General features: G+C 68.7%; 21 protein-coding genes and 1 pseudogene. 11 read left to right on the top strand and 11 right to left on the bottom strand.

Features of this window, described 5'->3' with window-relative positions; all coding sequences use genetic code 11:
* Positions 1–13: 13 nt before the first annotated feature.
* On the top strand, positions 14–1,690 hold the full coding sequence (locus DFO47_RS06410; RefSeq protein WP_133831091.1) for a glycoside hydrolase family 32 protein: 1,677 nt from the start codon (positions 14–16) through the stop codon (positions 1,688–1,690).
* A gap of 34 nt (positions 1,691–1,724) precedes the next feature.
* On the opposite strand, the gene DFO47_RS06405 is transcribed toward DFO47_RS06410, so the two are convergent.
* Complete coding sequence (locus DFO47_RS06405; RefSeq protein ID WP_133831090.1) at positions 1,725–3,044, bottom strand: glycoside hydrolase family 76 protein; 1,320 nt, start codon at positions 3,042–3,044, stop codon at positions 1,725–1,727.
* A 136-nt stretch (positions 3,045–3,180) separates the two neighbouring features.
* Here DFO47_RS06405 and DFO47_RS06400 point away from each other — a divergent pair, with 136 nt between their 5' ends.
* Together DFO47_RS06400 and DFO47_RS06395 are read left to right on the top strand one after the other, a co-directional pair.
* Positions 3,181–3,975, top strand: a complete 795-nt coding sequence (locus DFO47_RS06400; protein ID WP_133831089.1) for an SDR family NAD(P)-dependent oxidoreductase — start codon at positions 3,181–3,183, stop codon at positions 3,973–3,975.
* The gene (locus DFO47_RS06395; RefSeq protein WP_133831088.1) at positions 3,972–5,180 is read left to right on the top strand and encodes an acyl-CoA dehydrogenase family protein; all 1,209 of its coding nucleotides are present in this window, start codon (positions 3,972–3,974) and stop codon (positions 5,178–5,180) included. Before DFO47_RS06400 ends, DFO47_RS06395 begins: the two co-directional genes overlap by 4 nt.
* A 15-nt stretch (positions 5,181–5,195) precedes the next feature.
* Here the strand turns inward: DFO47_RS06395 and DFO47_RS06390 are convergent, their stop codons facing one another.
* A complete protein-coding gene (locus DFO47_RS06390; protein WP_133831087.1) occupies positions 5,196–6,020 on the bottom strand; it encodes a DUF1684 domain-containing protein in 825 nt (274 codons plus the stop codon).
* Positions 6,021–6,211: 191 nt separating this feature from the next.
* Here DFO47_RS06390 and ppc point away from each other — a divergent pair, with 191 nt between their 5' ends.
* Positions 6,212–9,019 (top strand): phosphoenolpyruvate carboxylase, encoded by a 2,808-nt coding sequence (ppc, locus tag DFO47_RS06385; protein ID WP_133831086.1) that lies wholly within the window; start codon positions 6,212–6,214, stop codon positions 9,017–9,019.
* A 249-nt stretch (positions 9,020–9,268) separates the two neighbouring features.
* On the top strand, positions 9,269–9,574 hold the full coding sequence (locus DFO47_RS06380; protein ID WP_133831085.1) for a hypothetical protein: 306 nt from the start codon (positions 9,269–9,271) through the stop codon (positions 9,572–9,574).
* Here the strand turns inward: DFO47_RS06380 and DFO47_RS06375 are convergent.
* Positions 9,571–10,194 carry a VTT domain-containing protein gene (locus DFO47_RS06375; RefSeq protein WP_043424487.1) on the bottom strand — a complete coding sequence of 208 codons (624 nt, stop codon included), beginning with the start codon at positions 10,192–10,194 and terminating at the stop codon, positions 9,571–9,573. The genes DFO47_RS06380 and DFO47_RS06375 overlap by 4 nt on opposite strands.
* Positions 10,195–10,314: 120 nt before the next feature.
* Between DFO47_RS06375 and DFO47_RS06370 the strand changes: the two genes are divergently transcribed.
* Positions 10,315–10,845 carry an O-acetyl-ADP-ribose deacetylase gene (locus DFO47_RS06370; RefSeq protein ID WP_043424489.1) on the top strand — a complete coding sequence of 177 codons (531 nt, stop codon included), beginning with the start codon at positions 10,315–10,317 and terminating at the stop codon, positions 10,843–10,845.
* Here the strand turns inward: DFO47_RS06370 and DFO47_RS06365 are convergent.
* Positions 10,817–11,797 (bottom strand): RluA family pseudouridine synthase, encoded by a 981-nt coding sequence (locus tag DFO47_RS06365; RefSeq protein ID WP_133831433.1) that lies wholly within the window; start codon positions 11,795–11,797, stop codon positions 10,817–10,819. The two genes, DFO47_RS06370 and DFO47_RS06365, sit on opposite strands and share 29 nt — an antisense overlap.
* A gap of 113 nt (positions 11,798–11,910) precedes the next feature.
* On the opposite strand from DFO47_RS06365, the gene DFO47_RS06360 reads away from it, so the two are divergent.
* A complete protein-coding gene (locus DFO47_RS06360; RefSeq protein WP_133831084.1) occupies positions 11,911–12,546 on the top strand; it encodes a helix-turn-helix domain-containing protein in 636 nt (211 codons plus the stop codon).
* Complete coding sequence (locus tag DFO47_RS06355; protein WP_133831083.1) at positions 12,543–13,235, top strand: SRPBCC domain-containing protein; 693 nt, start codon at positions 12,543–12,545, stop codon at positions 13,233–13,235. Before DFO47_RS06360 ends, DFO47_RS06355 begins: the two co-directional genes overlap by 4 nt.
* Before the next feature lie 115 nt (positions 13,236–13,350).
* Here the strand turns inward: DFO47_RS06355 and DFO47_RS06350 are convergent, their stop codons facing one another.
* Positions 13,351–14,829: a PLP-dependent aminotransferase family protein gene (locus tag DFO47_RS06350; protein WP_133831082.1), complete on the bottom strand. Its 1,479-nt coding sequence runs from the start codon at positions 14,827–14,829 to the stop codon at positions 13,351–13,353.
* 60 nt (positions 14,830–14,889) lie between these two features.
* On the opposite strand from DFO47_RS06350, the gene DFO47_RS06345 reads away from it, so the two are divergent.
* Entirely contained in the window at positions 14,890–15,510 is a 621-nt protein-coding gene (locus DFO47_RS06345) for a hypothetical protein (RefSeq protein ID WP_133831081.1), read from the top strand.
* 22 nt (positions 15,511–15,532) lie between these two features.
* Here DFO47_RS06345 and DFO47_RS06340 read toward each other — a convergent pair whose 3' ends face one another.
* From DFO47_RS06340 to DFO47_RS06320, 4 genes are all read right to left on the bottom strand, one after another.
* Entirely contained in the window at positions 15,533–16,363 is an 831-nt protein-coding gene (locus DFO47_RS06340) for a DNA-formamidopyrimidine glycosylase family protein (RefSeq protein ID WP_109045912.1), read from the bottom strand.
* Positions 16,356–21,428, bottom strand: a complete 5,073-nt coding sequence (locus DFO47_RS06335) for a crosslink repair DNA glycosylase YcaQ family protein (RefSeq protein ID WP_133831080.1) — start codon at positions 21,426–21,428, stop codon at positions 16,356–16,358. The genes DFO47_RS06340 and DFO47_RS06335 overlap by 8 nt, the downstream gene beginning before the upstream one ends.
* A gap of 99 nt (positions 21,429–21,527) precedes the next feature.
* Positions 21,528–22,181 carry a DUF4232 domain-containing protein gene (locus DFO47_RS21210; protein WP_026265151.1) on the bottom strand — a complete coding sequence of 218 codons (654 nt, stop codon included), beginning with the start codon at positions 22,179–22,181 and terminating at the stop codon, positions 21,528–21,530.
* Between the two features lie 197 nt (positions 22,182–22,378).
* Entirely contained in the window at positions 22,379–22,588 is a 210-nt protein-coding gene (locus tag DFO47_RS06320) for a hypothetical protein (protein ID WP_133831432.1), read from the bottom strand.
* Between the two features lie 232 nt (positions 22,589–22,820).
* Between DFO47_RS06320 and DFO47_RS06315 the strand changes: the two genes are divergently transcribed.
* Together DFO47_RS06315 and DFO47_RS06310 are read left to right on the top strand one after the other, a co-directional pair.
* Entirely contained in the window at positions 22,821–23,168 is a 348-nt protein-coding gene (locus DFO47_RS06315; protein ID WP_018763796.1) for a hypothetical protein, read from the top strand.
* A 94-nt stretch (positions 23,169–23,262) separates the two neighbouring features.
* Positions 23,263–24,042 carry an SDR family NAD(P)-dependent oxidoreductase gene (locus tag DFO47_RS06310; RefSeq protein ID WP_018763797.1) on the top strand — a complete coding sequence of 260 codons (780 nt, stop codon included), beginning with the start codon at positions 23,263–23,265 and terminating at the stop codon, positions 24,040–24,042.
* A gap of 100 nt (positions 24,043–24,142) precedes the next feature.
* Here DFO47_RS06310 and DFO47_RS06305 read toward each other — a convergent pair whose 3' ends face one another.
* Both DFO47_RS06305 and DFO47_RS06300 read right to left on the bottom strand, forming a co-directional pair.
* Positions 24,143–25,882, bottom strand: coding sequence for a thiamine pyrophosphate-dependent enzyme (locus DFO47_RS06305; protein WP_109045915.1), 1,740 nt, complete (start codon positions 25,880–25,882; stop codon positions 24,143–24,145).
* A 38-nt stretch (positions 25,883–25,920) separates the two neighbouring features.
* A pseudogene (locus DFO47_RS06300) lies at positions 25,921–26,304 on the bottom strand (L-asparagine permease); the annotation flags it as partial.

The raw sequence follows: 26,304 nt of genomic DNA, 5'->3' as shown, positions 1-26,304 counted from the left end.
GATCGATGACCCCATGCTCCCCAAAATTTTCGGACCGGCGTATGCCGCCCTTCGGCGCCGCCCCCTTCTGTGGACGGCCGCAGCCGTGGCCGTGCTCCTGGTGGCGGCGGCCCTGGTGATTACCGGAAACACACGGACGGTCGACGGACAACACGATGGTGCGGCACCCACGGCACCCACGGCATCCACGGCACCGCCAGCATCAACGGCTCCCCCGGGGCCGCAGGCGCCACCGGCTGGCCAAACCGGCTACCGGCCTGCCTACCATCTCACCCCGGACCAGCGGTGGATGAATGATCCCCAGCGGCCCTTCTTCCTGGATGGTCTCTGGCATTACTACTACCTCTACAACGCCGACTATCCGGAAGGGAACGGGACCGAATGGTTCCACGCCACCAGCACCGATCTGGTGCACTGGGAGAACCGGGGCGTGGCCATCCCCAAGTTCCGCAACGGACTGGGGGACATCGAGACCGGCTCCGCCGTGGTGGACACGGAAGGCACCGCGGGCTTTGGCAAGGGGGCGGTCATCGCGGTGCTCACCCAGCAGCTCGACGGCGTGCAGCGCCAGTCCCTTTTCTACTCCACGGACCAGGGCTACAGCTTCCAAAGCTATGGACAGAACCCGGTGATGGAAAACCCCGGCGCGGAGCACTGGCGGGACCCGCGCATTGTCCGCGACGACGCCAACAACCAGTGGCTCATGCTCCTCGCTGAGGGCCACAAGATCGGGTTCTATACCTCCCCCGACCTTAAGCGGTGGACCTACATGTCCGGGTTCGTGCAGGACGGGCTGGGAATCCTGGAGTGCCCGGACTTCTTCCAAATGGACATCGACGGCGACCCCGCCAAACGCACCTGGGTCCTGGCCGCGAGCGCCAACGGTTCCAAGGAAGGCCGCACCACCGGCCTGGCTTACTGGACCGGCACTTTCGACGGCAAGGCCTTCACGGCGGACGGCGGCCACCAGTGGCTCGACGGCGGGGCGGACTTCTACGCGGCCGTCACCTGGGATGATCCGCGCCAAAGCGATGGCCAGCGGAAGGCATCCCGGCACGCCATCGGCTGGATGAACAACTGGGCCTATGCCCGGGAGTTGCCCACTGACGGTTGGTTCGGGGCGGCTTCGGTGGTCCGCGACATCCGGCTCGCGTCCGGCGCCGGCCGCCCCGCCCTGGTGCAGGCGCCCACCCCTGCGCTCCAGTCCTTGGAAGGGACGCCTGTCCAGGTGCCTGCCGGCCCGATCCGGGATGCCCGTACCCTGCCCATCCCGGACACCGGAGCGTTCAAGGCCGACGTCGAGCTGGAAAAACCCGCCGACGGCACCGGGAAAGCCACCCTGCTCCTGCAAAGCGGTGGCACCACCTACGCCACCATCGGCTACGACTTCGCGGCCGGCCGGGCCTTCATCACCCGGGACGGGGACGCCGCGGCCGGCGGCCAGGGGAAGGGACCCTCCGAGGGCAGCGGCGAGTACCGCCAGGCCCGCTCGGTGGAGGCGCGCACCGCCGGCGGGACCGTGCAGCTGACCGCCTACGTGGACCGGTCCTCCGTGGAGGTTTTCGTGGACGGACAGTCCCTGACCTCCCTCATGTTCCCGCCAGCAGGCCCGAAAGAGGTCCGGTTGGCCGCTGACGTGCCCCTGACGCTGAAAGCCGGGACAGTCACGCCACTGTCCGGTATCCGCTGAGCGCAGGCCCTGCCGGTTTGGCCGGGCTTGCCTGTCATACGGCCGGACCGGGCTGTTCAGTGGCCCGGCCGGCGGACATGACCGTGGCCGCTGCCTCCAGCGTCATCCAGGCCTGCAGCTGGGTGGCGAGCTCCACCGGCACTCCCGACGGATAGGTCCGGTCCGCGGGTTGGCAGGCGTGAACGGAGAAGATGCTCCTGCCGGCCAGGGGCGCCTTTGCTTCACCGGCGCCCACCGGCCGCCGTCCGGCCCAGAACGCCTCGGCGGTGTCCAGCACCAACGCAGCGGCCGCAGCGCGGGCAGGCCCGGGTAGCCGCCGGTCCGCCGCGGCAAGCGCGAGGTACCTGCAGAGGATCCCGGTGAAGAGACCGCCGTCGCCCGTTCCTTCGCAGCGCAGCACCGTGCCGGCGTTGGCGTTGCCGCCGGCTGCCGGAACGGTCAGCAGCCGCTGGACGGAGTCCACCAGTGCGGCGGCCCGGGCCAGGTTGGAGTCGCCGCCCAGTTCCAGGAGGGCGCCCAGGACCGGGCCTTGGTTGTAGGTGTACAGCGACCGTTCCACCAGCACATCCCCGGCAGTACCCAGCCGTGCACCGTCGAGGTAGAGTCCCTGGTCCTGGTCGAAGAGGGTGGCGTCCAGCCAGTCCAGCAGCGTCTGTGCCATGCCGCGCCGGCCGGTGCGGGCATAGAACAACGCCACAGGTGCCGTGGCCGGCGTGTTCTTGAAATCGCGCTTCTTGCTCCAGAACGTCCCCCCGCCCAAATCGTCGGTGCAGGCGGAGTCGAACTGCAGGGCCAATGCGGAACGCACCCGGGCGTTGCGCCGGCGTCCGGGCCGCTGCGCTTCTTCTGCGAGCTTGTCCAGCCGCAGGGTCGCCAGGGCCAGCCATGCCATGTCGTCGTAGTAGCTGTTCACGAGCGTCAGGGCATTGCGGAGCCTCATACCGGTGACCAGCCGTGAGGCGAGATGCCCTGCGCTGGGACGGTCCGGCCCGTTGAACCGAGCAGCCGGCGTGGCTCCGCCGGCCAGCTCTCGCAGGCCGGTGTCCACCAGGCAGTCCACGTAATGCGCCTGCCACCAGTAGTGCCACGGGGACAGCAGACCCGCGGCAGGCCTTGCGCCGCGGAGTGCGGCGAGCCACCGCTCCCGCGGCCGGCCGGGTTCTTGCCCCGCAACGGGTTCTTGCCCCGCCTCGGGGGCGTCCTTCCCGGCCGGGTGCCTGCCCTGCCACACCACGGCAGCGAGGTGCGTTCCGGGAAGGAGCAAGAGGTTCCGGCCGAACAGCCCGGTCACGGAGCGGGCCGCGTGGTCCGCACGGTCCTGCCAGGTGGCCAAGGAGGTGCTGCTGGAGGTCATGCCGTCCACCCTAGCGGCGGTGCCGGGTCCTCGGCTCCGCGGGGGTGAGTGCGGCGGCGCCGTATTTCAGTTAACATTCATTAACTGTTGCCCGAGGCCGCGCCGCGGCCGGAGGCACGCGCATCAAGGAGGATGTATGGACATCAAAGGCAGCGTCGCCCTGGTCACAGGCGGGGCCTCCGGGCTGGGAGCGGCCACCGCACGCAGGTTGTTCGACGACGGCGCCTCGGTGGTGCTCCTGGACCTCGCCTCCTCGGGCGGCCAGGCGGTGGCGGACGACCTCAACGGCCGCGCCCAAGCCGGGCAGTCCGCCGTCTTCGCCGCGGCGGACGTGACCAGCGAAGCCGAGGTGCGGGCCGCCGTCGCAACAGCCGCCGGGCTGGGCCCGCTGCGGATCGTGGTGAACTGCGCAGGAATTGCCACTCCCGGCAAGGTGCTGGGCCGTGCTGGCGTCCTGCCGCTGGAAGCGTTCAGCCGCGTTGTCCAGGTCAACCTGGTCGGCACCTTCAACGTGCTGCGGCTGGCGGCCGAGGCCATGGCGGCCACCGAACCCGTCGCCACCCGGTTGGGCGGCCCGGAGCGCGGCGTCATCATCAACACGGCATCCGTGGCCGCTTTCGACGGGCAGATCGGCCAGCCCGCCTACTCAGCCTCCAAGGGGGCCGTGGCCGCCATGACGCTACCCATCGCCCGGGAACTGGCACGCTCGCTGATCCGGGTGGTCACCATCGCCCCGGGCATCTTCGAAACGCCCATGATGGCAGGCCTGCCGCAGGAGGCCCAGGACTCGCTGGGCGCCCAGGTACCGCACCCGTCCCGGCTGGGGAAGCCGGCGGAGTACGCCAACCTGGTGGCGCACATCGTCGATAACGCCATGCTGAACGGGGAGACCATCCGCTTGGACGGCGCCATCCGGATGGGGCCGCGATGAGTTCCCCGGACATTCCGGACCTGCCGGCGGCGGACTTCTTCGCCGTCGAATCCATGCTGGGACAGGCCGAGCGCAACAAGCTGGCGGAGCTGCGGGACTTCCTTGCCGCCGACGTGGCACCCTACGCCGGCGACTGGTGGAACAAAGCCGAGTTCCCTGCCCACATCCTGCCCAAGCTGGCCGCCCTGGAACTGAGCACGCCGGCGCACCGGGGCTACAGCAACCTGTTCGCCGGGCTGGTCATCGCGGAGATGACCCGCGTGGACACCTCCCTGGCCACGTTCTTCCTGGTCCACCACGACCTCTTCGTCGAATCCCTGCACGCCTTCGGCTCGCCGGACCAGAAACGGCGGCTGCTGGCCGACGCCTCGAACCTGCGGATCACCGGCGCCTTCGCCCTCACCGAACCCCTGCACGGCTCCGACGTCGCCGGCGGCATGGAGACACGTGCCCGGCGGATTTCCTCCGGCACCGGAGAAGCGGACGACGCCGGCGACACGTGGGTGCTCAACGGCGCCAAACGTTGGATCGGCAACGGGACGTTCTGCGACTACATGCTGGTCTGGGCGCGCGACGAAGCCGACGGTTCCGTCCGGGGCTTCATCGTGGACGCCGGCCTGCCTGGCGTCAGCCGGAGCAGGATCGAGAACAAGATCGCGCTGCGGACCGTCCAGAACGCGGACATCGTCTTCAGCGACGTGCGGGTGCCGGAGGCGGACCGCTTCAGCGGCATCAGCAGCTTCGAGGACACCAAGGAGCTGCTGCGCAGTTCGCGGATCATGGTGGCCTGGCAGACGGTGGGCCAGCAGCTGGCGGCGTTCGACGTCGCCCGGCAGTACGCCGTGGAGCGTCAGCAGTTCGGCCGGCCGCTGGCGCACTTCCAGCTGATCCAGCAACAGCTGGTCACCATGCTGGGCAACACCGTAGCCAGCATGGGAATGATGGCTGGGATCGCCAGGCTCCAGGACGAGGGCGCAGCGGGCATGCAGCAGGTGGCCCTGGCCAAGTCGTACCTCAGCGCCCGGATGCGCGAAACCGTGGCGCTGGGCCGGTCCATCCTTGGCGGCAACGGCATTGTCACCGACTACCGGATGGCCAAGATCTTCGCCGACGCCGAGGCCATCTACACTTACGAGGGCTCGTTCGAGGTCAACACCCTGATCGTGGGCCGGGCCATCACAGGGGTGTCAGCGTTCGGGGGTTGAGCCTGTCGAAACCGGTCACGCGCCCGGGTACGGCTGCATCTCTCCTGCCTCCACGCGGATGTCCAGGCTGTTGTTCTTCACGGGCATGGGGCAGGTGCCGTAGGGGGTGAAGGCGCTGGGGTAGTTGATGGCACGGTTGAAGTCCAGGACCACGGAGCCGTCCGGGCGGGGCCGGGGCAGCGAAAGCTTCCGCCAGTCGTCCGTGGTCTCGCCGTTCGTTTCGTCGTGGAAGGTGACGGTCAGCGCGCCCAGTTTCTCCTCCTCGGCCTGCAGCCGGAACTCGTGGCTGCTGCCGGGGAGGCCAAAGACCACCTCACCCACGCTGCGGTGCACACCGTCCACCAGCGGGTTGGCGGTTCCGATCGGTACCTCCACCGGCTCAGGGTAGGGCACGAACCGGCCGGTGACTTCCCACTCCGGGTTGTACGGGTAGGTGGGGACGCCGTCGAACTCGGTGAACACCGGCGAGGCCGAATCCCGGGTGCGGATCGCGTATTTCCCGCCGCGCATCGCCAGTTCCACCACCACCTGGTTCCCGTCCGGGCCGCCGAACCGGACCCACATCAGCGACTCCTCGTCCGCGAGGACAGCGGACACGGTGCCGTCCACCTTTTCGCCCGTCTCCACCAGCGTGAGCCCGTCCGCCGGGACCGCGGTGAGTACCGCCGTCGTGCCGTCCACGGACCAGAGGCCCGGGGCGAGGTCGACGCCGGCAGGTGAGTCCTCGAGCCACTGGAAAGAGGTCAGGGTGAGCCAGCCGTGCGGGGCTGCCAGCGCCCTGTCCCGATTGGTGCGGAAGCGCTGCCAGCGCTCGAACTTGGCTGCGGTGGTGGTGGACATGGTTCCTTCCGGTTGCGTGTGCCCACGCTACAACCACGGGTATTTCCTGTTCATTCCGCCGGTGGCGACATCTTTTGAGACAGATTCCACTGTGGCGCCGGACCGGGGGTAGCATCTTTAGCTAGTAACGTGGCTCACAGTATCCAGCGCAGTGTACGAGCCAAGTCCGAAACCCTCGAAAGATAGCTTCCATGGCTCACACTGCAGCACATCCCGAAACAGACCTGGCCTCCGAACTGAGGGCAGACGTCCGCCGTGTTTCCACCCTCCTCGGCGAATCCCTGGTCCGCCAGCATGGGCCCGAACTCCTGGACCTCGTGGAACAGGTCCGGCTGCTGACCAAGGAATCCAAGGAAGCGGCGCGCGGCGGCGCGGACGCCACCGGCCCCTGGAGCGCGCACGACGTCGTCGCCCAGGTCCGCGAACTGCTCGGCTCCCTGCCGATTGAGCAGGCAACCGACCTGGTGCGCGCCTTCGCGTTCTACTTCCACCTGGCCAACGCCGCCGAGCAGGTCCATCGGGTCCGCGGCCTGCGAAACCGGGCGGAAAAGGACGGCTGGCTGGCCAAGACCGTGGCGGACATCGCCGAGCAGGCGGGCCCGGACGTCCTCCAGGAAGTGGTCAACGGGCTGGACGTCCGCCCAATCTTCACCGCACACCCCACCGAAGCGTCCCGCCGCTCGGTCCTGGACAAGATTCGCAAGATCTCCGACGTCCTGTCCCACTCCACGGCCGAGGGGTCAACGGCGAGGCGGAGGCAGGACCGGCAGCTGGCCGAGATCATCGACCAGATGTGGCAGACCGACGAACTGCGCCAGGTCCGGCCCACGCCCGTGGATGAGGCCCGGAACGCCATCTACTACCTGGGCGGCATCCTCACCGACGCCATGCCGCAGATGTTGTCCGAACTCGCCGACCTCCTGGGTGAGCACGGTGTCAGCCTGGCCGCCAAGGACGCACCCATCCGGTTCGGTTCCTGGATCGGCGGTGACCGCGACGGCAACCCGAACGTCACCGCGGCCGTGACCCGGGAAATCCTCCAGATCCAAAACCAGAGCGCCATCCGCATCAGCATCGGCATGATCGATGAGCTGATCTCCGTGCTCTCCAACTCCACCGCCCTGGCCGGTGCCGACCGCGCGCTGCTCGAATCAATTGATACGGACCTGAAGAACCTGCCGGGCCTGGACAAGCGGGTCCTGGAACTGAATGCGCAGGAGCCCTACCGGCTGAAGCTCACCTGCATCAAGGCCAAGCTCATCAACACGGGCAAGCGGGTGGCCGTCAATTCGAACCACGAGCACGGGCGCGACTACAACGCCACCGATGAACTCATGGCCGACCTGCAGCTTCTCGAACTCTCGCTCCGCAACCACTCGGCAGCCCTGGCCGCAGACGGTTCGCTGGCACGGGTGCGCCGCGCCATCGCCTCGTTCGGGCTGCACCTGGCCACGCTGGACATCCGCGAACACGCCGACCACCACCACGACGCCGTCGGGCAGTTGATGGACCGGATTGGTGGCCCCGGGCTGCGCTACGCGGAGCTGAGCCGCGAGGAACGCTTCGAGGTTCTGGGCTCCGAACTGGCGTCCCGCCGCCCGCTCTCCGGCCACCCGATCAAGCTCGACGGCGCCGCCGACGGCACCTACGACGTCTTCCGGGAGATCCGGCGGGCCCTGCGCATGTACGGGCCGGACGTCATCGAAACCTACATCATCTCCATGACCCGCGGCGCAGACGACGTCCTCGCCGCTGCCGTCCTGGCCCGCGAAGCCGGCCTGGTGAACCTGTTCGGCGACAAGCCTTACGCCAAGCTTGGCTTCGCCCCGCTGCTGGAAACGGTGGAGGAGCTGCGGGCCTCGGCCGAGATTGTCGACCAGCTGCTGTCCGATCCCTCCTACCGGGAGCTGGTGCGGTTGCGCGGGGACGTCCAGGAAGTGATGCTGGGCTACTCGGACTCGAACAAGGAATCCGGCGTCATGACCAGCCAGTGGGAGATCCACAAGACCCAGCGCAAGCTGCGCGATATCGCGGCCAAGCACGGTGTCCGCGTCCGCCTGTTCCACGGCCGCGGCGGTTCCGTGGGCCGTGGCGGCGGACCCACCTATGACGCCATCCTGGCCCAGCCCAACGGCGTCCTGGAAGGCGAAATCAAGTTCACGGAACAGGGTGAGGTCATCTCGGACAAGTACTCCCTGCCCGAACTGGCCCGGGAGAACCTGGAACTCTCACTCGCTGCGGTGCTGCAGGGTTCGGCCCTGCACCGCACCCCTCGGACTTCCGAGGACCAGCGGGAGCGATACGGACACGTCATGGAGTCCATCTCGGATGCCGCGTTCGACCGCTACCGCAAGCTGATCGACCACCCGGACCTGCCCGCCTACTTCATGGCGTCCACGCCGGTGGAACAGCTCGGGTCGCTCAACATCGGCTCCCGGCCGTCCAAGCGTCCGGATTCGGGCGCGGGCCTCGGCGGCCTGCGCGCCATTCCATGGGTGTTCGGCTGGACGCAGTCGCGGCAGATCGTGCCGGGCTGGTTCGGCGTGGGCTCGGGGTTGAAGGCTGCCCGGGAAGCCGGTCACTCCGCCCAGCTGGTGGAGATGATGGACCACTGGAACTTCTTCCGGTCCGTGCTGTCCAACGTGGAGATGACCCTGGCCAAGACGGACATGGACATCGCCGGCTACTACGTGTCCACCCTGGTCCCGGAGGGACTGCACCACCTGTTCCGCACCATCCGGGAGGAATACGAACTCACGGTGGCCGAGGTCCGCAAGCTCACCGGCGAGGACATCCTCCTGGACGCCCAGCCCACGCTGAAGCGTTCCCTGGAGATCCGCGACCAGTACCTGGATCCCATCAGCTACCTGCAGGTCGAGCTGATGCGCCGTATCCGGACCGAGGCGGAAATCAGCGGGGCCGAGATCGACGAGCGCCTCCAGCGGGCCATGCTCATCACCGTGAACGGTGTTGCCGCAGGCCTGCGCAACACCGGCTAGGAACGCCCGCTCACTTCCGGCGGCTTTTCTTCCGACGCGGGCTCACCTATTGCCGTTGGCATCCCAACGCGCGCTCACGTTTTGCGGTTCCAACCCAAACCCCCGCTCACGTTTTACCATTCCAACCCCAACCCCCGCTCACTCTCTTGAAGAGAGTGAGCGGGGGTTGGGTTTTTGGCGGCAGGATGTGAGCGGGGGTTGGGTTTTCGGGGACAGGATGTGAGCGGGGGTTTGGATAGGGTGGAGGGCATGCCTTCCTTCCAGACCCGCCTCAAGATCACCGGGCTGCGGCCGGGGAATCCGCCGGAGTCCGTCATGGACGCCGCCGTGGAGGCGCTGGGCACCCGCCACCACGTGGAGGCGCACCAGCTGCAGATTGCCGGCGGAGTGCCGCAACTCAACCTTCGATTCCTTGTGGAAGCCACCGAGTACTCCGGTGAGAACCAGCAGGCGCTGGAGTCGGCAAACATGATGCGCGACGCCGTCGAACGCGTTGCGCTGACAGGTGCGCTCAGCGTGCTGCGGCGCAGCCGCGGCAAGTGGCTGCCCGTCTAGCCTGCGTCCGGAATGGGCTCGTCCTCCACGGGGGACCTGTCGCCGCGCCGGCGGGTGACGATCAGCCCCACGACGGCGCCGATCACCAGGCCCACGGCCACCCCGATGAGGGAACTGGCCCAGAACGGCAGCCTGGTGGTTGACCCCGTAAAGTACCCCAGCCCGACGAGCCAGCAGGCCCAGAGGACCGCCCCCAGCCCGGCGCAGAGCCCGAAGCCGCGCACCGAGACATTTGCGACCCCTGACGCTGCCGAGGTTGCAAGCCGGCCGCCGGGGATGAACCGTGCGCCGATGATGGTGCCATAGGTGGACGACCGCCCGGCCTTCGCCAGGGCTGCATGGATGCCGGCGTGCACCCGGCGCCCCCATTTCCAGCGGTCCAGTACGTGGCTGAGCCGGCGGCGGAACAGGTGGAACACCACCATGTCGCCAATCCAGGACGCCAGGGCGGCGAGCACCAGGACGAGGAACACGTTGGCCCGGCCGTCCGCGGACAATGCGCCGCCGGTAATCACCACCATCTCCGAGGGGATGGGCGGGAAAATGGCGTCGCCAACCACCAGCGGGATGACCCAGAAATAGAGGGCCGCCCCCCAGCTGTCAGCGCTGCCGAAGTCCATTGCCACAAGGTACCGCACTTTTGCCGGCCCGGCGGTGCCCGTGACGGGCACCCACCCGGGGAGGGATACCGCCGAGGCCGTGCGTGCCCGGAACGCACGGTGGAGTGGGAAACTGGCGGCATGCGGATCACGGTTTTGCAGGGCGACATAACGCAGCGGCGGGTGGATGCGGTTGTCAATGCCGCGAATTCGTCGCTGCTCGGCGGCGGGGGAGTGGACGGGGCGCTGCACCGGGCAGCCGGTCCGGAACTGTTGGCTGCGTGCCGTCAGTTGCGGGCAACGGACCTCCCGCACGGACTGCAGACCGGCGCCGCCGTGGCAACGGCCGGATTCCGGCTGCCGGCCCGCTGGGTTATCCACACCGTCGGCCCGAACCGGCATGCCGGGCAGACCAACAGGGCCCTCCTGGTGTCCTGCTTCAGCGAAAGCCTGCGGCTGGCGGACTCCCTGGGCGCCCGCGGACTGGCGTTCCCGGCGGTGGGTGCGGGCGCTTACGGCTGGGCGGCGGATGCCGTCGCACAGGCGGCCCTGGACGCCCTGGCCGGATTCCAGGCGCTGCACCCGGCCAGCGACCTGGAGGTGGTGGAGTTCGTGCTCCACACGTCCGGGGTTGAAGAGGTGTTCAGGGACGTGTTCGGACAGCTTCGCTGAGGTCCAGGTCGCTGCGGTACTCTACTGGCCGGCCTGAGATCGGGTCGACGAAGCGGATGCCGCGGGCCAGCAGCTGCAGCGGTTTCGCGTAGTCGTCCGGGGCTTTGTCCAGCAGGTCAGGGTAGAAGGCGTCGTTGACGATCCCAAGTCCCAGCGAGGCCATGTGCACCCGCAGCTGGTGGGTCTTGCCGGTGTGTGGTTCCAGCCGGTACCTGGCAAGGCGGCGCCTGCTGGTGCCGCTGCCACCGGTACCCGCGGCACCCTCCGGGCCACCGTCGTCGAACGTTTCCAGCTGCTCGATCCTGGTTTCCGCGTTCGGCTCGCCGTCAATGACTTCCGCCAGCAGGTAGCTTCGGGACTTGGTCATCCGGTTGCGGACCACCACGGGAAATTCGACGGCGGGATGTCCCGGAGCGGGCTCCGCGGCGGAGACGCACTCGTACTCCTTTTGCACCTGCCGCTTCTCGAACAGCACCTGGTACTTGCCGCGGGTCTGCGGGTTGGTGGAGAAGAGCAGGACCCCGGCCGTCATGCGGTCCAGCCGGTGCATGGGAATCAGGTCCGGCAGGTCCAGTTGGTTCCGCAGCCGGACCAGGGCGGACTCCTGGATGTAGGTCCCGCCCGGGGTGGTGGGGAGGAAGTGCGGCTTGTCCACCACCAGCAGGTGCTCGTCCTGGTGCAGGATGGACAGCTCGACGGGCAGCCGGGTCTCCGGCGGCAGCGTGCGGTAGTACCAGATGAAGGTGTGGTCCTGGAGCGGGGTGCTGCGGTCCAGGGGGATGCCGCCCTCGCCCACGATCTCGCCGGCGTCGAACCGGTCCTCGATGCCCTGCGGATCGATGTGCCCCCAGCGGTGCATCATGTAGTCCATCGCGGTGTCCCAGGGGCCCTCGTCCGGGAGGCGGAGGCGGGTGGCGTTGACGCCGTCGCGCACGGGGAGGGGGGATTGCATCACCGCCCTATTCTACCGGTGCCCTTGGGCGGCCAGCGGGGCCAGGATCACGCGGACCACCGACGACAAAAAAGTTCTTGACAATAAAAGTTGTCGGTAATGAGAATGGTGGCATGCAGGAAATTGCAGTCATCGAGGACCCGGCTGCGGCCGAAGCGTCGCTGGACCCCATCCGCACCAGCATCCTGCGGGAGCTGGCCCGGCCCGGTTCCGCAACGCAGCTGGCGGTTCGGGTGGGCCTGCCCAGGCAAAAGGTCAACTACCACCTCAAGGCGCTGGAGCGGCATGGACTGGTGGAGCTGGTGGAGGAGCGCCGCAAAGGGAACGTCACCGAGCGCGTGCTCCAAGCCACCGCAGCTTCCTATCTGATCTCGCCGTCCGCGCTGGCCTCGATCTCGCCGGATCCGCACCGTTTCTCAGACCGTTTCTCCGCATTCTGGCTGCTGGCGCTCGCCGGCCGGATGGTCCGGGAAGTGGGAAAACTGATAGCCGGTGCCGCCGCTGCCCGGCAGAAACTGGCCACATTCGCCATCGACGGCGAGATTACTTTCCGCACCGCCGCCGACCGGGCAGCCTTCGCCGAGGAGCTCGGCGTGGAGGTCACCCGGCTGGTTGACAAGTACCACGACGACGGGTCCCCACACGGGCGGCGGCACCGGCTGGTCGTGGCCCTGCACCCGGTCCTCAAAGAAACCAATGCCCCCAAGGCGACCAACGAATCCACTCCAGGCAAGGAACAGGACAAATGAACAACAAGCGCTCCTTTGAAATCGTCCACGACTCTGAGCTTCCCGGCACGCCCGAGCGGGTGTGGGAAGCCGTCACCGCCGGAACCCCGGCCTGGATGTTCCCCACGGACCAGTGGCCAGCGGTCAGGACCGTGGAAGAGTACCCCAGCCACCTGGTATCCAGGATGGAAGGCCCGGACGGCTGGTTCAACCAACTGGAACACGTCCTGGAGCCGCTGGACGGCGGCCGCACACGCCTGCACTACGTCCATAGCGGCATTTTCGCCGACAACTGGGATGAGCAGTACGACGGCGCCAGCCGCCACACCGAGTTCTACCTGCACACGCTGGGCCAATACCTGCAGTACTTCGACGGCCGTCCCGTGGTGTTCACCGACATTCAGGCTCCCCCGGCTTCGCAGGCACCGGACGGGTTCGCCAAGCTGCGGGAAGCGCTGGGCCTGGGAACCGCCGGGCAGGGGGACAGCTTTGACGTGGAGCTCGACGGCGTGGGGCGGCTGGCGGGCGGCGTGGACTTCTCGAACGAGCACTTCCTGGGCCTGCGTACCCAAAACGCCTTGTACCGGTTCTTCGGCCGCAACGCCTTCGGCGCCCCGGTGGGCATGACGGTTCACGATTTCGGCGGCGCCGGCGACTCCGAGACCACGGCCAAGGCATGGGCCGGGTTCCTGGAGCACGTGTACGCGTAGCCACGCCTCCCGTTTGGCGCGCGAAATCGCCGGAGCGGTGCGGGATCGCCGTTCCGCTCCGGCGGTTACGCACACCTCCGGCGATTTCGGTGGCCCGGGCCAGCCGGTGGCCGGATCAGGCGATGGCGACGGCGGGGGCGTGGATCAGTGACCGGCGCAGCTGGGGAGCGGCGTCCAGCCGGTCCTGGGCGGCGCGGAGTCCCAGCACCGCCGCCTCCAGTTTGTCCGTTGCGAGCGTGAAGGGCAGGCGCAGGTTGCGTTCAAAGGCGCCGCCGATCCCGAACCTGGGGCCGGCCGCGAGCCTGATGCCGAATTCCGGCGCCAAGACCGTGAGGGCCGTGCTGATGGGGGCGGGAAGCCTGCACCAGACGGAGAGGCCCCCGGCGGGAGGAGTCGTCTGCCAGGTGGGCAGGTGTTCCGCGAGCAGGCCGAGCAGGGTTGAGCGGTTGCCCCGCAGCGTGTGCAACAGTGCGGGCAGCGGCTCCTCAAGTGCCCGCACCAGGTGGGCTGCGGCCAGCTGCTCCATGACGGGGCCGCCCAGGTCCAGCGTGGTGCGCGCGGCGGCGAAGCGCTGGATCATCGGTTCGGAGGCGCGGATCCACCCGGTGCGCAGGCCGCCCCAATGCGACTTGCTCAGCGAGCCGATCGATACGATTCCGCTGCCGAAGCCGGCCAGCGGAGTGGTGGCGATGCCGTCGAGGTTGAGGTCGCGCAGCGTTTCATCCGCCACCAGCACTGTTCCGGATGCGGCCGCCGCGCGGGCCAGCAGGCGCCGTTGTTCGTCGGGCATGATCATCCCAGTGGGGTTGTGGAAGTCCGGCACCAGGTAGGCGAGCTTGGGCCGCTGCTGGACCAGGGCCGATTCGAGGGCCGGCAGGTCCCAGCCGGCCTCGGCGAAAGCCACCGGGACGGGGCGGCAGCGGGCGGAACGGATGGCATCCAGTGCGTGGGGATAGCTGGGGTGCTCCACCAGGATCCTGTCCTGCCGGTCGGCCAGGGTCCGGATGATGATGGTCAAGGCGTGCTGCGCTCCGGACGTGACCATGACCTGCCCCGGCTGGGTGGGTACACCGGCAGCCGTGTACCGGTCCGCAACTGCCTGGCGCAACGGCAGCAGCCCCAAGGCGTCATAGCCAAAACCCGGCAGCAGGGCAGGCAGCTCCGTCAGCGCCGCGGCAAAGGCCCGGTGCACCACTTCGCCGCTGGCGGGCAATGCTGAATAGGCCAGATCGATCAGCCCTTCAGGGGCGGTCAGGCCCGGCGCCGCCAGCGGGGAAGCGGATTGGGGTTGCGGGCCGAAAAGCGCCGGCCCGAACGGGGTCAGTTCCGGGATGCGGGTCTTGCCCCGGCTGCCTTGGCCGGTGCTCAGGAAGCCCTGGTCCCGGAGGGTGGCATACGCCGCCGTAACGGTTGTCCGGCTGACCCCGAGGACGGAGCTGAGCGAGCGCTCGCTGGGCAGGGCGGTATCCAGGGCAATCCGGCCGTCCAGGATCAGGAGCCGTACCACGTCCGCCAGCTCGCGGTAGGCCGGCCCGGTGCCGCTGTTCCACGGGCCGAGGAGGCGGGACAAAGCCTGGGGAGTGAGGACAGCCATAGAGCCAGTATCTCAAACTGGCTATGTATTCCAATGCCAGTTGCTGGAATGGTTGTTCTCATGATGACCCGCAGACTTCTCCAACTCTTCACCGGCCTGGCCATGTACGGCATTTCGCTGGCCATGTTCATCCGTGCCGGCCTGGGCCTGGACCCCTGGGATGTGTTCCACCAGGGCGTTGCCAACCGGACCGGTTTGAGCATCGGGGTGGTGGTTATCGCGGTGAGTTTCCTGGTGCTTCTCCTGTGGATTCCGTTGCGGCAGTGGCCGGGGTTCGGCACCCTGTGCAATGCGGTACTGGTGGGAGTGTTCGCGGACATCGGGCTGGCAGTGATCCCGCAGGTTTCCCTCCTGGCCGGCCAGATCGGCCTCCTCGGCGGGGCCATGGTGCTGAACGGCATCGCTTCCGCCTGCTACATCGGGGCACGCTTCGGGCCGGGCGCACGGGATGGGCTGATGACCGGCCTGGCCCGCCGGACCGGCTGGTCGGTCCGGCTGTCCCGCACCCTCATTGAAGTGACCGTGCTGGCCATCGGGTGGCTGCTCGGCGGCTCCGTGGGCGTGGGCACCGTGGTTTATGCCTTGGCCATCGGCCCCTTGGTCCATGTCCTGCTGCCGCGCTTCATGGCCCCTGCGGCGACGCCGAAAGCGGCAAGCAAGCCGGCTCCCGCCAACTGCTGAGTCCCCGCCAGGCCTGCTGCTGTCAGTCCGGCACCGGCTGGCACGTGGGGCAGAAGTAAATGTCCCGTTCCTCCTCGCCGTTGGGCTTGCCCAGGAGGCCTCGCTGGATGGGAGTCCCACACTTGAGGCACGGTCGTCGTTCCCCGCCGTACACCCAATAGCCGGGCCTGCCGGCCATCCTGCCTACAGGGAGGCCGCGGGCATTGAGGACAGTAACGCGGCGGCCGGGGCCGAGGTTGGCCTCCAGCAATTGTTTGGCGTCGGTCATCATGGTCCGGACGTCCACGACGTCGGCCACGGGCGTGGCGGGATGCACTCCCGACAGGAAGCACGCCTCGCAGCGGTAGATGTTGCCGATGCCCGCGAGATTCCGTTGGTCCAGCAATGCCACGCCGATCGGTACCTCCGGGCGGGACCGGACACGGCGTTCGGCTTCATCCAGGTCCCAGTCCGGGCCCAGGAGGTCCGGACCCAGGAATCCCACGACGGAGTCCTCATTGGCCGTGGCCACCACTTCCAGGATTCCCAGGGAGAAGCCGACGGCGTCCGCAGCGGCCGTCCGCAGTACGCACCGGGCGGTGAATCCGGGCTTCCGCCACCGTCCGCCCGGCGGGTAGACCTGCCAGGCCCCTTCCATTTTCAGGTGCGAGTGGATGGTCAGCCGTTTGTCCTCCGGGCCCACCACCCGCATCAGCAGGTGCTTGCCGCGCGGGACCACTTCCTCGACGGTCCACCCTGCAAGGTTCAGCGTGGCAAACCGCGGCACACGGAAATCCGTGGCAAGCAGCGCCTGCCCCGCCAGGGCCTGGTGCAGTTGACGGGCGGCCCGCCAGACGGAATCCCCCTCAGGCACGGATCCTCAATCCCTTTGGCGTGGAGTAGGCGCCGGCGGCGCTGAGGGCTGCGGCAACGGGGGTGTCCAGGATTCCCTGCCCGTTCACCTTCTCCATGATCAGTTTGTCCACGGCTCCCCGGGTGACCACCCCGACCAGGGCAGCGCCGGCAGCCGCCAGGACGGCGGCGTCATCGCTGAACGCCAGAAGAGTCTTGCCACCGCGTTCCACGTACAGCACCAGCGCGCCATCCACCAGCACTACCAGGGCACCCGCCTTCCGGCCGGGGCGGTGGCCGGTACCGGCGTCGTCCCTCAGTGCGGGCCAGGGGAGGGCCGCGCCGAACGGGTTGGCGGGATCGGTGGCGGCAAGGGCCAGGGCCACCGGTTCCGCCTTGGCCAGTTGCGTGTCCTCCGAGTAGGAACGGAGCCGGTCCACGGTGGCGGGAACGGCGAACTGGGCGGCGCCGAGGTGTTCGATGAAGTAGCCGCGCCGGCACCGGCCCGCTTCCTCCAGCCGCGCCAGTACCTTGTACATGAGCCCGAAGCCGCCGAGGATTTGTTCGGCCATGACCGAGCCCCTGGTGACCACGCCGTAGCGGTCCAGCAGGAGTTCAGCAGTGGCGCGGGCGTGGATGGTGGCATCGAGTTCGGGCTCGGGAAGGGCGGACCAGCGGCCGGCTGCCGTAGCAGGCGTTGAAGCTCCCTGCGCTCCGTACCGGCCGCCGGCCAGCCCGGGGGAGCCCATCAGGCCGGTGCCGTGGGAGCGGCCCAGCCGGCTCAACCGCGGTGCCCGGGCGCGCGGGGCACGGGCCACTTGCCGGTGCGCTGTATGCCCGCCGGCGATCAGGGACCGGACCGGGGCGAATGTGTCGCCGGTAATCCTGCCGGCCCATGCGAGTTCCCACAGCGCGGTGATCACCTCCTGGTCGCTGAGGACGGCGTCCATGCCGCCGGCCACTTCGGTGAGCTGCCGGAAGAAGTACCCGCCACCGTTGTTCCGCAGGTGGTCCAGGAGGCGCCGGCCGGCATCTCCGGGCTCGAAGTCAGGGGCAGGATTGAGCGTCAACTCCGCGGAGTCAGCGAGGTGGAGGCTGATCCAGCCGTCGTTTCCCGGCAAGGATCCGGCGCCCGACCACAAGACCTCACCTGCCGCCATGAGTTCATCCAGCATGGCGGGCTGGTAGTTGGATACCCGGCTTGCCAGGACCAGCGGCTCCCAGGCCGAGGCGGGAACGGGCACCCCCGAGAGCTGGTCGATGGCGGTGATGATGCCGTCCAGGCCGCGCAGGGAGGGTTGGCCGCGCCCGCCGCCGGGGGTTCTGACATGCTGCCAGGCCGGCAGGAAGCGCCCATAGGCTGCGGCGTCCACCGGTTCCACTTCGGCGCGCAGCGCGGCCAGGGAGCGGCGGCGGAGCTTGCGCAGCACCTCGGCGTCGCACCATTCGCTGGCGACCGCCTGCTGGCCGACAGGTGAGGAGCTGCCCGATGGTGCCGGCTGATCAGCCGGCCGGCTTTGATCCCCCGACCCCGATTCCTGGCCGCCCGGCTCCAGCGGTGGGGCCTCGGGCGGGGTGGCGTGGGGCCGGAACTCTCCTTCCACGACGCGCCCGTCCGCTGCCAGCCGTTTCAGTGCCGTGCCCACCACGGCAACGCCCAGGCCCAGCCGGGTGGCGGCCTCGGCTGCCGTGAAGGGACCGTGTGTCCGGGCATACCGGGACACGAGGTCGCCCAGCGGATCGGCAACGGGTTCGATGAAGGCCAATGGCACACCCATGGGCAGCGGCACGCCGATGGCATCGCGGAGGCGGGCGGCATCCTCGACGGCGGCGAACCGCTCAAACCCGCCGATGTTGACCTTGATGGCGCGATTGGCCCGCTGGAGCGCGGCAAGGTGGGCGGCCGCGTCGGCGACGGCGGCGGGGGTGTCGGACTGCCCGGTTTCGGTGGCCTCAACCGAAGGAGAGGTTTCGGCAGGTTCCACGGCCGGAGAGGTCTCGGCAGCCTCAACCGGCGGCGCCGTGCCCTGCAACCGCGCGGCTGCCTCTTCCGGCGCGAGCGGGCCCAGCAGCCGCAGGAGGTCGGCCACTCCCTCCATGCCCCGCGCACGCCGGTCCGGGGTCAGCCGCTGCAGTTCGCGTTCGGTGGCCTCAATGACCTTGGCGTCCAGGAGTTCGCGCAGTTCCACCCGGCCCAGCAGTTCGTTGAGCAGCGTGGAGTCCAGGGCCAGGGCCGCGGCTCGGCGTTCCGCGAGCGGGGAGTCGCCTTCGTAGAGGAACTGGGCGACGTAACCGAAGAGCAGGGACTTGGCGAATGGCGAGGGCTGCTGGGTGGTGGTCTCCACAATCCGCAGCTCGCGCCTTTCCACGGAGGCGGCGATGTCCTTCAAGGCCGGCAGATCGTAGACGTCCTGCAGGCATTCCCGGACCGTTTCGAGCACGATGGGGAACGTGGGGTACTTCCTGGCCACGTCCAGCAGTTGGGCCGACCGCTGGCGCTGCTGCCAGAGCGGCTGGCGCTTGCCGGGGGTCTGCCGGGGCAGCAGCAGCGCGCGGGCCGCACACTCGCGGAAACGCGAGGCGAAGAGGGCGCTGCCGCCCACCTCGGCGGTGACGATCTGCTCCAGTTCCTCCGGGTCGAAGAGGAACAGTTCGGCGCCCGGGGGCTCGTCTTCCATCATGGGCACCCGCAGGACGATGCCGTCGTCGGCCGCCATGGCCGAGCCGTCCAGCCCGTACCGCTGGTGAAGCCGCTGGCCCACCGCGAGGGCCCACGGCGCGTGGACGGGCATGCCGAACGGGCTGTGCAGGATCACGCGCCAGTCGCCCAGTTCGTCGTGGAACCGCTCCACCACGAGCGTGGTGTCGCTGGGGACCACCTCGGTGGCCTGCTTCTGCTCGCTGAGGTACTGGATGAGGTTGTTGGCAGCGAAGTCGTCCAGGCCGCTGGCTTTGCACCGTTCGGTGGCCGGGCCGGGATCGGACGCGGACAGTTCGCGGACGAACGCGCCCAGGGCGCGGCCAAGGTCCACCGGGCGGCCCAGGGAGTCGCCCTTCCAGAATGGCAGCTTGCCGGGCTGGCCGAACGCGGGGGAGACCAGGACGCGGTCGTGGGTGATGTCCTCGATCTTCCAGCTGGTGGCGCCGAGGGCAAAGACATCGCCCACCCGCGACTCGTAGACCATTTCCTCGTCGAGTTCGCCCACACGCCGGCCACCCTTGGGCGCACGCGCCGGTTTTCCGTCCTCGGCCGGGGACGCCGAGCCTTCCGCCTCCGTGCCGATGATGTAGACGCCGAACAGTCCGCGGTCCGGGATGGTGCCGCCGGACGTGACGGCCAGCCGTTGCGCGCCGGGACGGCCCTCGATGGTGCCGGCATTCCGGTCCCAGATGATCCTGGGGCGGAGTTCGGCGAATTCGTCGGACGGGTACCGTCCCGCCAGCAGGTCGAGGGTGGCCTCGAACGCGGAGCGGGGGAGGGACGCGAAGGGAGCGGAACGGCGCACGGTGCTGAACCATTCCTCCACGTCGATGCTCCCAAGGGCCGTTGCCGCCACCGTCTGCTGGGCCAGGATGTCCAGCGGGTTGGCCGGGATGGCCAGCCGCTCGATCTTGCCATCCAGCATCCGTTCCACGGTGATGGCCGTGTGGACCAGGTCCGCCCGGTGCTTGGGGAACAGGACGCCTTGGGAGACCTCGCCCACCTGGTGGCCTGCACGGCCCACCCGCTGCAGGCCGCTGGCCACCGACGGGGGCGATTCGACCTGGACCACCAGGTCCACGGCACCCATATCGATGCCAAGTTCCAGCGATGACGTGGCCACCACGCACCGCAGCCGCCCGGATTTGAGGTCGTCCTCGATCAATGCCCGCTGGTCCTTGGAAACGGAACCGTGGTGCGCCCGCGCCAGTACCGGATCTGCGCCGGCGGAACTGCCCGCTTGCGCCATCATGTGCGCGGGTGTGGCCGTTGACGCGGGAAGGCCCGACGACGGTCCCCCCGGGCTGCCCGGCCCGGCGTCGAGCCCTTCCGGGGCGGCGTCGTCCCAGCCGCCGCCCACGGCCACCAGCTGGCGTTCGGCGTAGATTTCGTTGAGCCGGGCGGTGAGGCGTTCGGCGAGGCGCCGGGAGTTCGCGAAGACGATGGTGGACTGGTTGGCCAGCACCAGGTCAACGATCTTTTCCTCCACATGGGGCCAAATGGATGCCTGCGGCTGGAGGCCGGAAGCGGGCCCGGAGTCGAACGCGCCCGTAGCGCCCTGCAGGTCCGACATATCCTCCACCGGCACCGACACCGTAAGGTCCCAGTTCTTGCTGGCCGGCGGCGCGACGATTTCCACGGGCGCGGAACCGGCCAGGAACTGTGCCACGAGTTCCCGCGGCTCCACGGTTGCGGAAAGCCCGATGCGTTGCGCAGGTTTGGGCAGCAGCGCATCGAGCCGCTCCAGGGACACCGCAAGGTGGGCGCCGCGCTTGGTTCCGGCCACGGCATGGACCTCGTCGATGATGATGGTGTCCACCTCGGTGAGGGTCTCGCGGGCCCTGGAGGTGAGCATGAGGAACAGCGACTCGGGGGTGGTGATGAGGATGTCCGGCGGGTTGCTGAGCAGGGCCCGGCGGTCCGCTGTGGGGGTGTCCCCGGACCGGACGCCCACGGTGATCAGCGGTGCCGGGAGCCCCAACCGCTTGGCTGTTTGCGTGATGCCGATCAGCGGCGAGCGGAGGTTGCGTTCGACGTCGACGCCCAACGCCTTGAGGGGAGAAATGTAGAGGACGCGGGTTTTGCGTTTGGGTGCCCGGGACCGCTTGCCTTTGGCCGGGGTTTCCGCTGCGGGATCGGGGGGCGGCGGGGCCGTGCCCAGGAGGCGGTCCAGGGCCCACAGGAAGGCGGCGAGGGTCTTGCCGGACCCGGTGGGCGCCACCACCAGTGCGTGCGAACCTGACGAGATGGCAGTCCAGGCCCCGGCCTGGGCCGGTGTTGGTTCGGAAAAGGCGCCCAGGAACCAGTCCCCGGTGGCGCGGCTGAATTGGGCCATGGGCGCAGCGGAGCCGGGAGCGCTGCCGGCAGGACGCTGTTCCTGGTTCATGCCTCCATCATGCCCCAAGGCACCGACACTGGGTTTCGACGGCCGCCGCGACCCGGCGTGGGTGCCGGGTCGCGGCCAGGTCCGCCGGGCCGTGCGCGGTCAGGCCGGTTGGAACGCCCCGATGGAGAGCAAGGTGATTTGCGCGTTGCCGCAGGCCTTGGTGGGCTGCGGGAGGAACAGGGAGTCGGTGTCCTCGGGCGGGTAGACCCGGTAGCCGGCGGCATCCACCGGCGAGCAGTCCATGTAGTTGCCGGCCTGCGTGTAGCGCAGTACCGCGGTGCCGGTCTGGCCGGGGGCCAGCAGGACGTCAACCACTCCCGTGGAGTCGTCGCGCGCGGCCGGGGCTCCGATCGGGGCGCCTGCGGCGTCCGCAACCAGGGAGACGCCGGCGAATCCCTTGAGGATGCAGGGTTCGGTTCCCTTGTTGGTGAGGTTGAGCTTCATGTAGACGCTGCCCGCCGCGCCGCCGCCGGAGGCATCGGTGGCGGCCGTGAGTCCGGCCGCCTTGCACAGGGCAGGCGCTCCGGCGGCGGTGGTGCCGGGGGCGGGGGAGTCCGGCGTCGTGGCAGGTGCGGAGGACGACGGCGGGGCCGAGGATGCCGACGACGTGGGCGACTGGCTGGCCTGCCCGGTGGCGGGCGTCGTCGTCGTTTGGGACTGCGGCTGGCTTGGAGCGCACGCGGTGAGCAACAGCGTTGCCGTTGCGGCCGCCGTCGTCAGGGCAATCGCCTGGGAAATTATCTGAGACCTCATGGCACCACCTTCGCCGTACCGGTTGCCCGCGTCAACGATGCCACCTGCCTTGGCGGCAATTTGATGCCCGGATCGTGATGATCCGGTCACTGGAAGGCTCCCGCGGGATGGCATGCGGCGGCGCACCCCGGCCGGGAGCGGCCATCCTCAGTCCGTCTCAGGTCCCGTGCAGTACGGGCAGTCCTCGGGGCACTCCGTCATGCCGGCACCACCGCCAGGTCCAGGCCGTCTGCGACGTGGAACAGCCGGCGGCCCCCCGCGGGCGCGGTCACCCACACGATGCCGCCGTCGTCCGTCCTGTCATCCACCACGCCGCTGAAGGCCACCCGGCCGTTCCTGCGGAGTTCCACCAGGTCGCCGGTCTCGACCGGGTCCCAGCGGACAGGGCTTTTTACGCGGCTCGTCATTGAAGTCACGGGCATTCCTTTGCACGGCGTGGTTGCGGCGGCAGCTGCCGCCCAATGAAGCCATCAAACAGGGACGCTGCCGCCCAACTCAATGGAGGAGTGACCACGCTCCACGCTTCTTCTTTGTGCAGGCCTCCAGCAGGCTGGTGCAGGGGTCCGGAAGGCCCGTGTGCCATGGGGAAGGGCGGGGTTAGACTGCCTGCGTAAGCGTCGGCGATCGAAGGAGAAGTTCATGGACTACACCGGAAGCCAGTCGGAAAAGGCAGTCACAGCCGGTGAACTGGGCCGCAGCCACATCGGGCAGACAATCAGCTTCCAGCCGAATGAATTCACGGTGGTCTTCGGCAAGCTCGCAGGAATCGCGCGGACGGAAGCCATGGTTTACATCTCCCTGACAGGGGTGGGGAACGGCACGCACCTGAAGGATGAGTACGACCTGCCGGCTGCCCACGAGGTGTTCGTTCCCGTGGACGTCATCACCAACGCCGAATCCACCATCAAGGATTTGTTCGGCAAGGTCCAGGAGAACCTCCGCGGGACCGGCCACAAGGGCGGCGAAGACCGGACCGACCGGCTGTAGCCCCGGAAACCTGGCTGATGGCCGGCATCGTTTTCGATGCCGGCCATCAGTGCTTGGGACGCCAGTGCACCATATCTCTGTTGGAAGGAACATCATGGGCAACGAAGCTGCATGGCAGGAAACCACAACCGCGGGCCGGTTCGCCGGCAGGACCGTTATTGTCACCGGTGCAGGCTCGGGCATCGGGCTGGCAACCGCGCTGCGCGTCGCCAAGGAAGGCGGCCGCGTGATCGCGGCGGACATCAGCAAGGAACGGCTGGATGACCTTGTGGCCGGGAACCCCGGCCTGGACCTGGTTGCCGTTGCCGGTGACATCTCCACCGAAGAGGCCGTGGCGGCAGTGGTGGCGGCCGCCGGCGGCAGGGTGGATGCACTGGCCAACGTTGCCGGCATCATGGACAACTTCGCCCCCATCCACGAGGTGGACGACCAAGTCTGGGAGCGGGTCTTCCGGATCAACGTCACCGCGCTGATGCGACTCACCCGTGCGGTGGTGCCGCTGATGCTGCAGGCGGGCACCGGCTCCGTGGTCAATGTCTCCTCGGAGGCCGGGCTGCGGGGTTCCGCCGCGGGTGCGGCCTACACGGCCTCCAAGCATGCAGTGGTGGGCCTTACCAGGAACTCTGCCGTCATGTACGGCCCGTTGGGGCTGCGCTTCAACACCGTGGCGCCGGGCGCCACCATCACCAATATCGAGGCGAACTGGGGCTCGGAGCTGGCGGCGGGGCGGCTGGGTCCGCTGATGCAGGCGAACATCCCGACACCCGCCACCGCCGCGCAGCTCGCCGCGTCCATCACCTTCCTGCTCAGCGACGACGGCACGAACGTCAACGGCGCCGTGCTCGCTTCCGACGGCGGCTGGTCGGCACTGTAGCGGGCAGCACCGCTGCCGGCAGGCACCTTAAAGCCAAGCGGACGACGCCGGGTGCGGCCCGTCGTCGTCCGCCCACCCGGGCAGCACCCCGCAGTGCGGCCTAGTACGCCTTGACGCGCTGGTCCACCACGAGGTGGACCAGCGCGAACGTGCGGTCCCGGTCGATGGCCGCCAAGGCGGCGTCCAGGGCCGCCGGCACGTCGCGGTCATCCCTGACCGTGATGCCAAAGCCACCGAACGCCGTGGCCATCAACCCGAAGTCCGGGTTCTTGAGTTGGGTGCCGGAGACCCGCTGCGGGTAATGCCGTTCCTGGTGCGTGCGGATGGTGCCGTACTCCTGGTTGTCCATGACCACCACCAAGGGTGTGGCGCCATACTGGGCGGCGGTCGCCAATTCCTGGCCGTTCATGAGGAATTCGCCGTCCCCCGCGATGGTCACGACGCGCCGGTGCGGCTCGGCCAGCGATGCGGCAATGGCGGACGGGATGGAGTACCCCATGGAGCCGTTGCGGGCACTGAGCATGGACGCATAGCGGCGGGTGGGGAAGTACCGGTGCGCCCAGTTGGTGTGTTCGCCGGCCCCGAAGGTCACCACGGCGTCCTCGGAAAGCCGGGGCACCAGGTTGGCCATCAGGGTATCCATCCTGGCCTGCCCGGCCCCCGGGGCAGCGGGCGGCAGCGCGGCAAAGCGTTCCTGTTCCGCCCGCATCCGGGCCGTCCAGTCACGCCACTCGTCCTTGACCGGCAGCGCGACGCCCTGGAGGTCGCGCACGAACGCCTCCGGTTTGGCCAGGATTTGCCGGGAAACCGGGCCGGACCGTCCGCGCAGCGACGGGTCCACCGTGACCAGGAAGTTCTCCTTGGTCCAGTCCTGCCGGCAGACGAAGCCATCCGTAATGACATCGCCTGGGACCGTGCCCACAAAGACCAGCAGGTCGGTTTCCTCCAACAGGTCGTAGGTGGGCCGGGGGCGGCCGTACCCGATAGGGCCCACGTAGGACGGCGAATCGAAGGGAACTGTTCCCTGGGTCCGCCACTCGGCAGCGGCCGGGATGTGGTGCCGTTCCAGCCACCCGGTGAGCTGGAGGGCGGCTTCCTGGGTCCAGTCGTTGCCGCCAGTGACGAACAGCGGCTTGCTGGACCTGGCCAGGGCGGCTTCAAGGGCTGCGGAATCCGTGCTGCCCATGCCGCCGGCTGCCACGGGAATCGCCGGATGCAGGGCCGGGCTGACCTGCCGCCGGATCACATCCTCCGGCAGGCCGACCACCACGGGGCCGGGCCGTCCGCTCATGGCCGCGAACATCGCTTCGGCCACGATTTCGGAGGCCCGCTCCGGGTGGTCAAGGACCATGACCCGTTTCGCTCCGGTATCGAACCAGGACTTAATGTCGAACTCCTGGAACGCCTCGCGGTCCCGGTGGGCGAACGGGATGAGCCCCACGAAGAGCAGCATGGGGGTGGAATCCTGCCATGCGGTGTGCAGTCCCACATGGGCGTTGGCCGCGCCCGGCCCGCGGGTCACCATCGCCACCCCCGGACGCTGGTTCATCTTGCCGTCGGCCTCGGCCATGTAGGCGGCGCCGCCCTCATGGCGGCAGACGATGGTTTCGATGGCGGACCCGTGCAGGCCATCGAGCACGTCAAGGAAGCTCTCGCCGGGAACAACGTAGGTGCGCTCCACGCCATGCGCCACAAGGGAATCGACAATGACGTGCCCGGCGGACTTCAGGGTTGGCTGCGCGTTCTCCGGCACGTGTGGGCGGAGGTCCTGCCGGTCATCGACGACGGCGGCTGGCTGGGAACGGGATGCGGTCAGGGAGGGCTGCGGCTCTGGAGTCATGTTCTTTCTTTGGTTCGAAGGGTGGCGGAAGGTCCGGGTCAGGTGATGGGTGTCCGGTTGGCGATGACGGGGGAGGTGCCGGTGTAGCCGTCGCGGGTTTCGGCGATGTGGCGGATGCGGGTGCGGCAGGCGTACCAGCCGATGACCATGAGGATGGAGGCGATGGCGGTGACGAGCATGGTCAGGGGTGAGTCGATGAAGACCATGATGAGGACGCCGATGAGGAAGAGGAGGGAGAGGTAGCCGGTGTAGGGGGCGCCGAACATGCGGAAGGTGGGGCGTTGGACCCAGCCTTTGTCGGCCCAGCGTTTGAGTTGGATTTGGCACAGGACGATGGTGGCCCAGGTCATGATGATGCCGACGGAGGCGATGTTGAGGACGATTTCGAAGGCGTCGGCGGGGACGAGGTAGTTCAGGGGGAC

Origin of the sequence: Arthrobacter sp. AG258, assembly GCF_004364695.1 — a bacterium.
GTDB lineage: Bacteria > Actinomycetota > Actinomycetes > Actinomycetales > Micrococcaceae > Arthrobacter.
This window is presented reverse-complemented; position numbering and strand designations above follow the sequence as displayed.

Excerpts from the sequence above, each read along its gene's own strand:
- DFO47_RS06410 (WP_133831091.1), top strand. The coding sequence starts at position 14 with ATGCTCCCCAAAATTTTCGGACCGGCGTATGCCGCCCTTCGGCGCCGC.
- DFO47_RS06405 (WP_133831090.1), bottom strand. The coding sequence starts at position 3,044 with ATGACCTCCAGCAGCACCTCCTTGGCCACCTGGCAGGACCGTGCGGAC.
- DFO47_RS06390 (WP_133831087.1), bottom strand. The coding sequence starts at position 6,020 with ATGTCCACCACCACCGCAGCCAAGTTCGAGCGCTGGCAGCGCTTCCGC.
- DFO47_RS06380 (WP_133831085.1), top strand. The coding sequence starts at position 9,269 with ATGCCTTCCTTCCAGACCCGCCTCAAGATCACCGGGCTGCGGCCGGGG.
- DFO47_RS06320 (WP_133831432.1), bottom strand. The coding sequence starts at position 22,588 with ATGACGAGCCGCGTAAAAAGCCCTGTCCGCTGGGACCCGGTCGAGACC.
- DFO47_RS06315 (WP_018763796.1), top strand. The coding sequence starts at position 22,821 with ATGGACTACACCGGAAGCCAGTCGGAAAAGGCAGTCACAGCCGGTGAA.
- DFO47_RS06350 (WP_133831082.1), bottom strand. The coding sequence starts at position 14,829 with ATGGCTGTCCTCACTCCCCAGGCTTTGTCCCGCCTCCTCGGCCCGTGG.
- DFO47_RS06310 (WP_018763797.1), top strand. The coding sequence starts at position 23,263 with ATGGGCAACGAAGCTGCATGGCAGGAAACCACAACCGCGGGCCGGTTC.
- DFO47_RS06355 (WP_133831083.1), top strand. The coding sequence starts at position 12,543 with ATGAACAACAAGCGCTCCTTTGAAATCGTCCACGACTCTGAGCTTCCC.
- DFO47_RS06375 (WP_043424487.1), bottom strand. The coding sequence starts at position 10,194 with ATGGACTTCGGCAGCGCTGACAGCTGGGGGGCGGCCCTCTATTTCTGG.
- DFO47_RS06360 (WP_133831084.1), top strand. The coding sequence starts at position 11,911 with ATGCAGGAAATTGCAGTCATCGAGGACCCGGCTGCGGCCGAAGCGTCG.
- DFO47_RS06370 (WP_043424489.1), top strand. The coding sequence starts at position 10,315 with ATGCGGATCACGGTTTTGCAGGGCGACATAACGCAGCGGCGGGTGGAT.
- DFO47_RS06335 (WP_133831080.1), bottom strand. The coding sequence starts at position 21,428 with ATGAACCAGGAACAGCGTCCTGCCGGCAGCGCTCCCGGCTCCGCTGCG.
- ppc (WP_133831086.1), top strand. The coding sequence starts at position 6,212 with ATGGCTCACACTGCAGCACATCCCGAAACAGACCTGGCCTCCGAACTG.
- DFO47_RS06345 (WP_133831081.1), top strand. The coding sequence starts at position 14,890 with ATGATGACCCGCAGACTTCTCCAACTCTTCACCGGCCTGGCCATGTAC.
- DFO47_RS21210 (WP_026265151.1), bottom strand. The coding sequence starts at position 22,181 with ATGAGGTCTCAGATAATTTCCCAGGCGATTGCCCTGACGACGGCGGCC.
- DFO47_RS06395 (WP_133831088.1), top strand. The coding sequence starts at position 3,972 with ATGAGTTCCCCGGACATTCCGGACCTGCCGGCGGCGGACTTCTTCGCC.
- DFO47_RS06305 (WP_109045915.1), bottom strand. The coding sequence starts at position 25,882 with ATGACTCCAGAGCCGCAGCCCTCCCTGACCGCATCCCGTTCCCAGCCA.
- DFO47_RS06400 (WP_133831089.1), top strand. The coding sequence starts at position 3,181 with ATGGACATCAAAGGCAGCGTCGCCCTGGTCACAGGCGGGGCCTCCGGG.
- DFO47_RS06365 (WP_133831433.1), bottom strand. The coding sequence starts at position 11,797 with ATGCAATCCCCCCTCCCCGTGCGCGACGGCGTCAACGCCACCCGCCTC.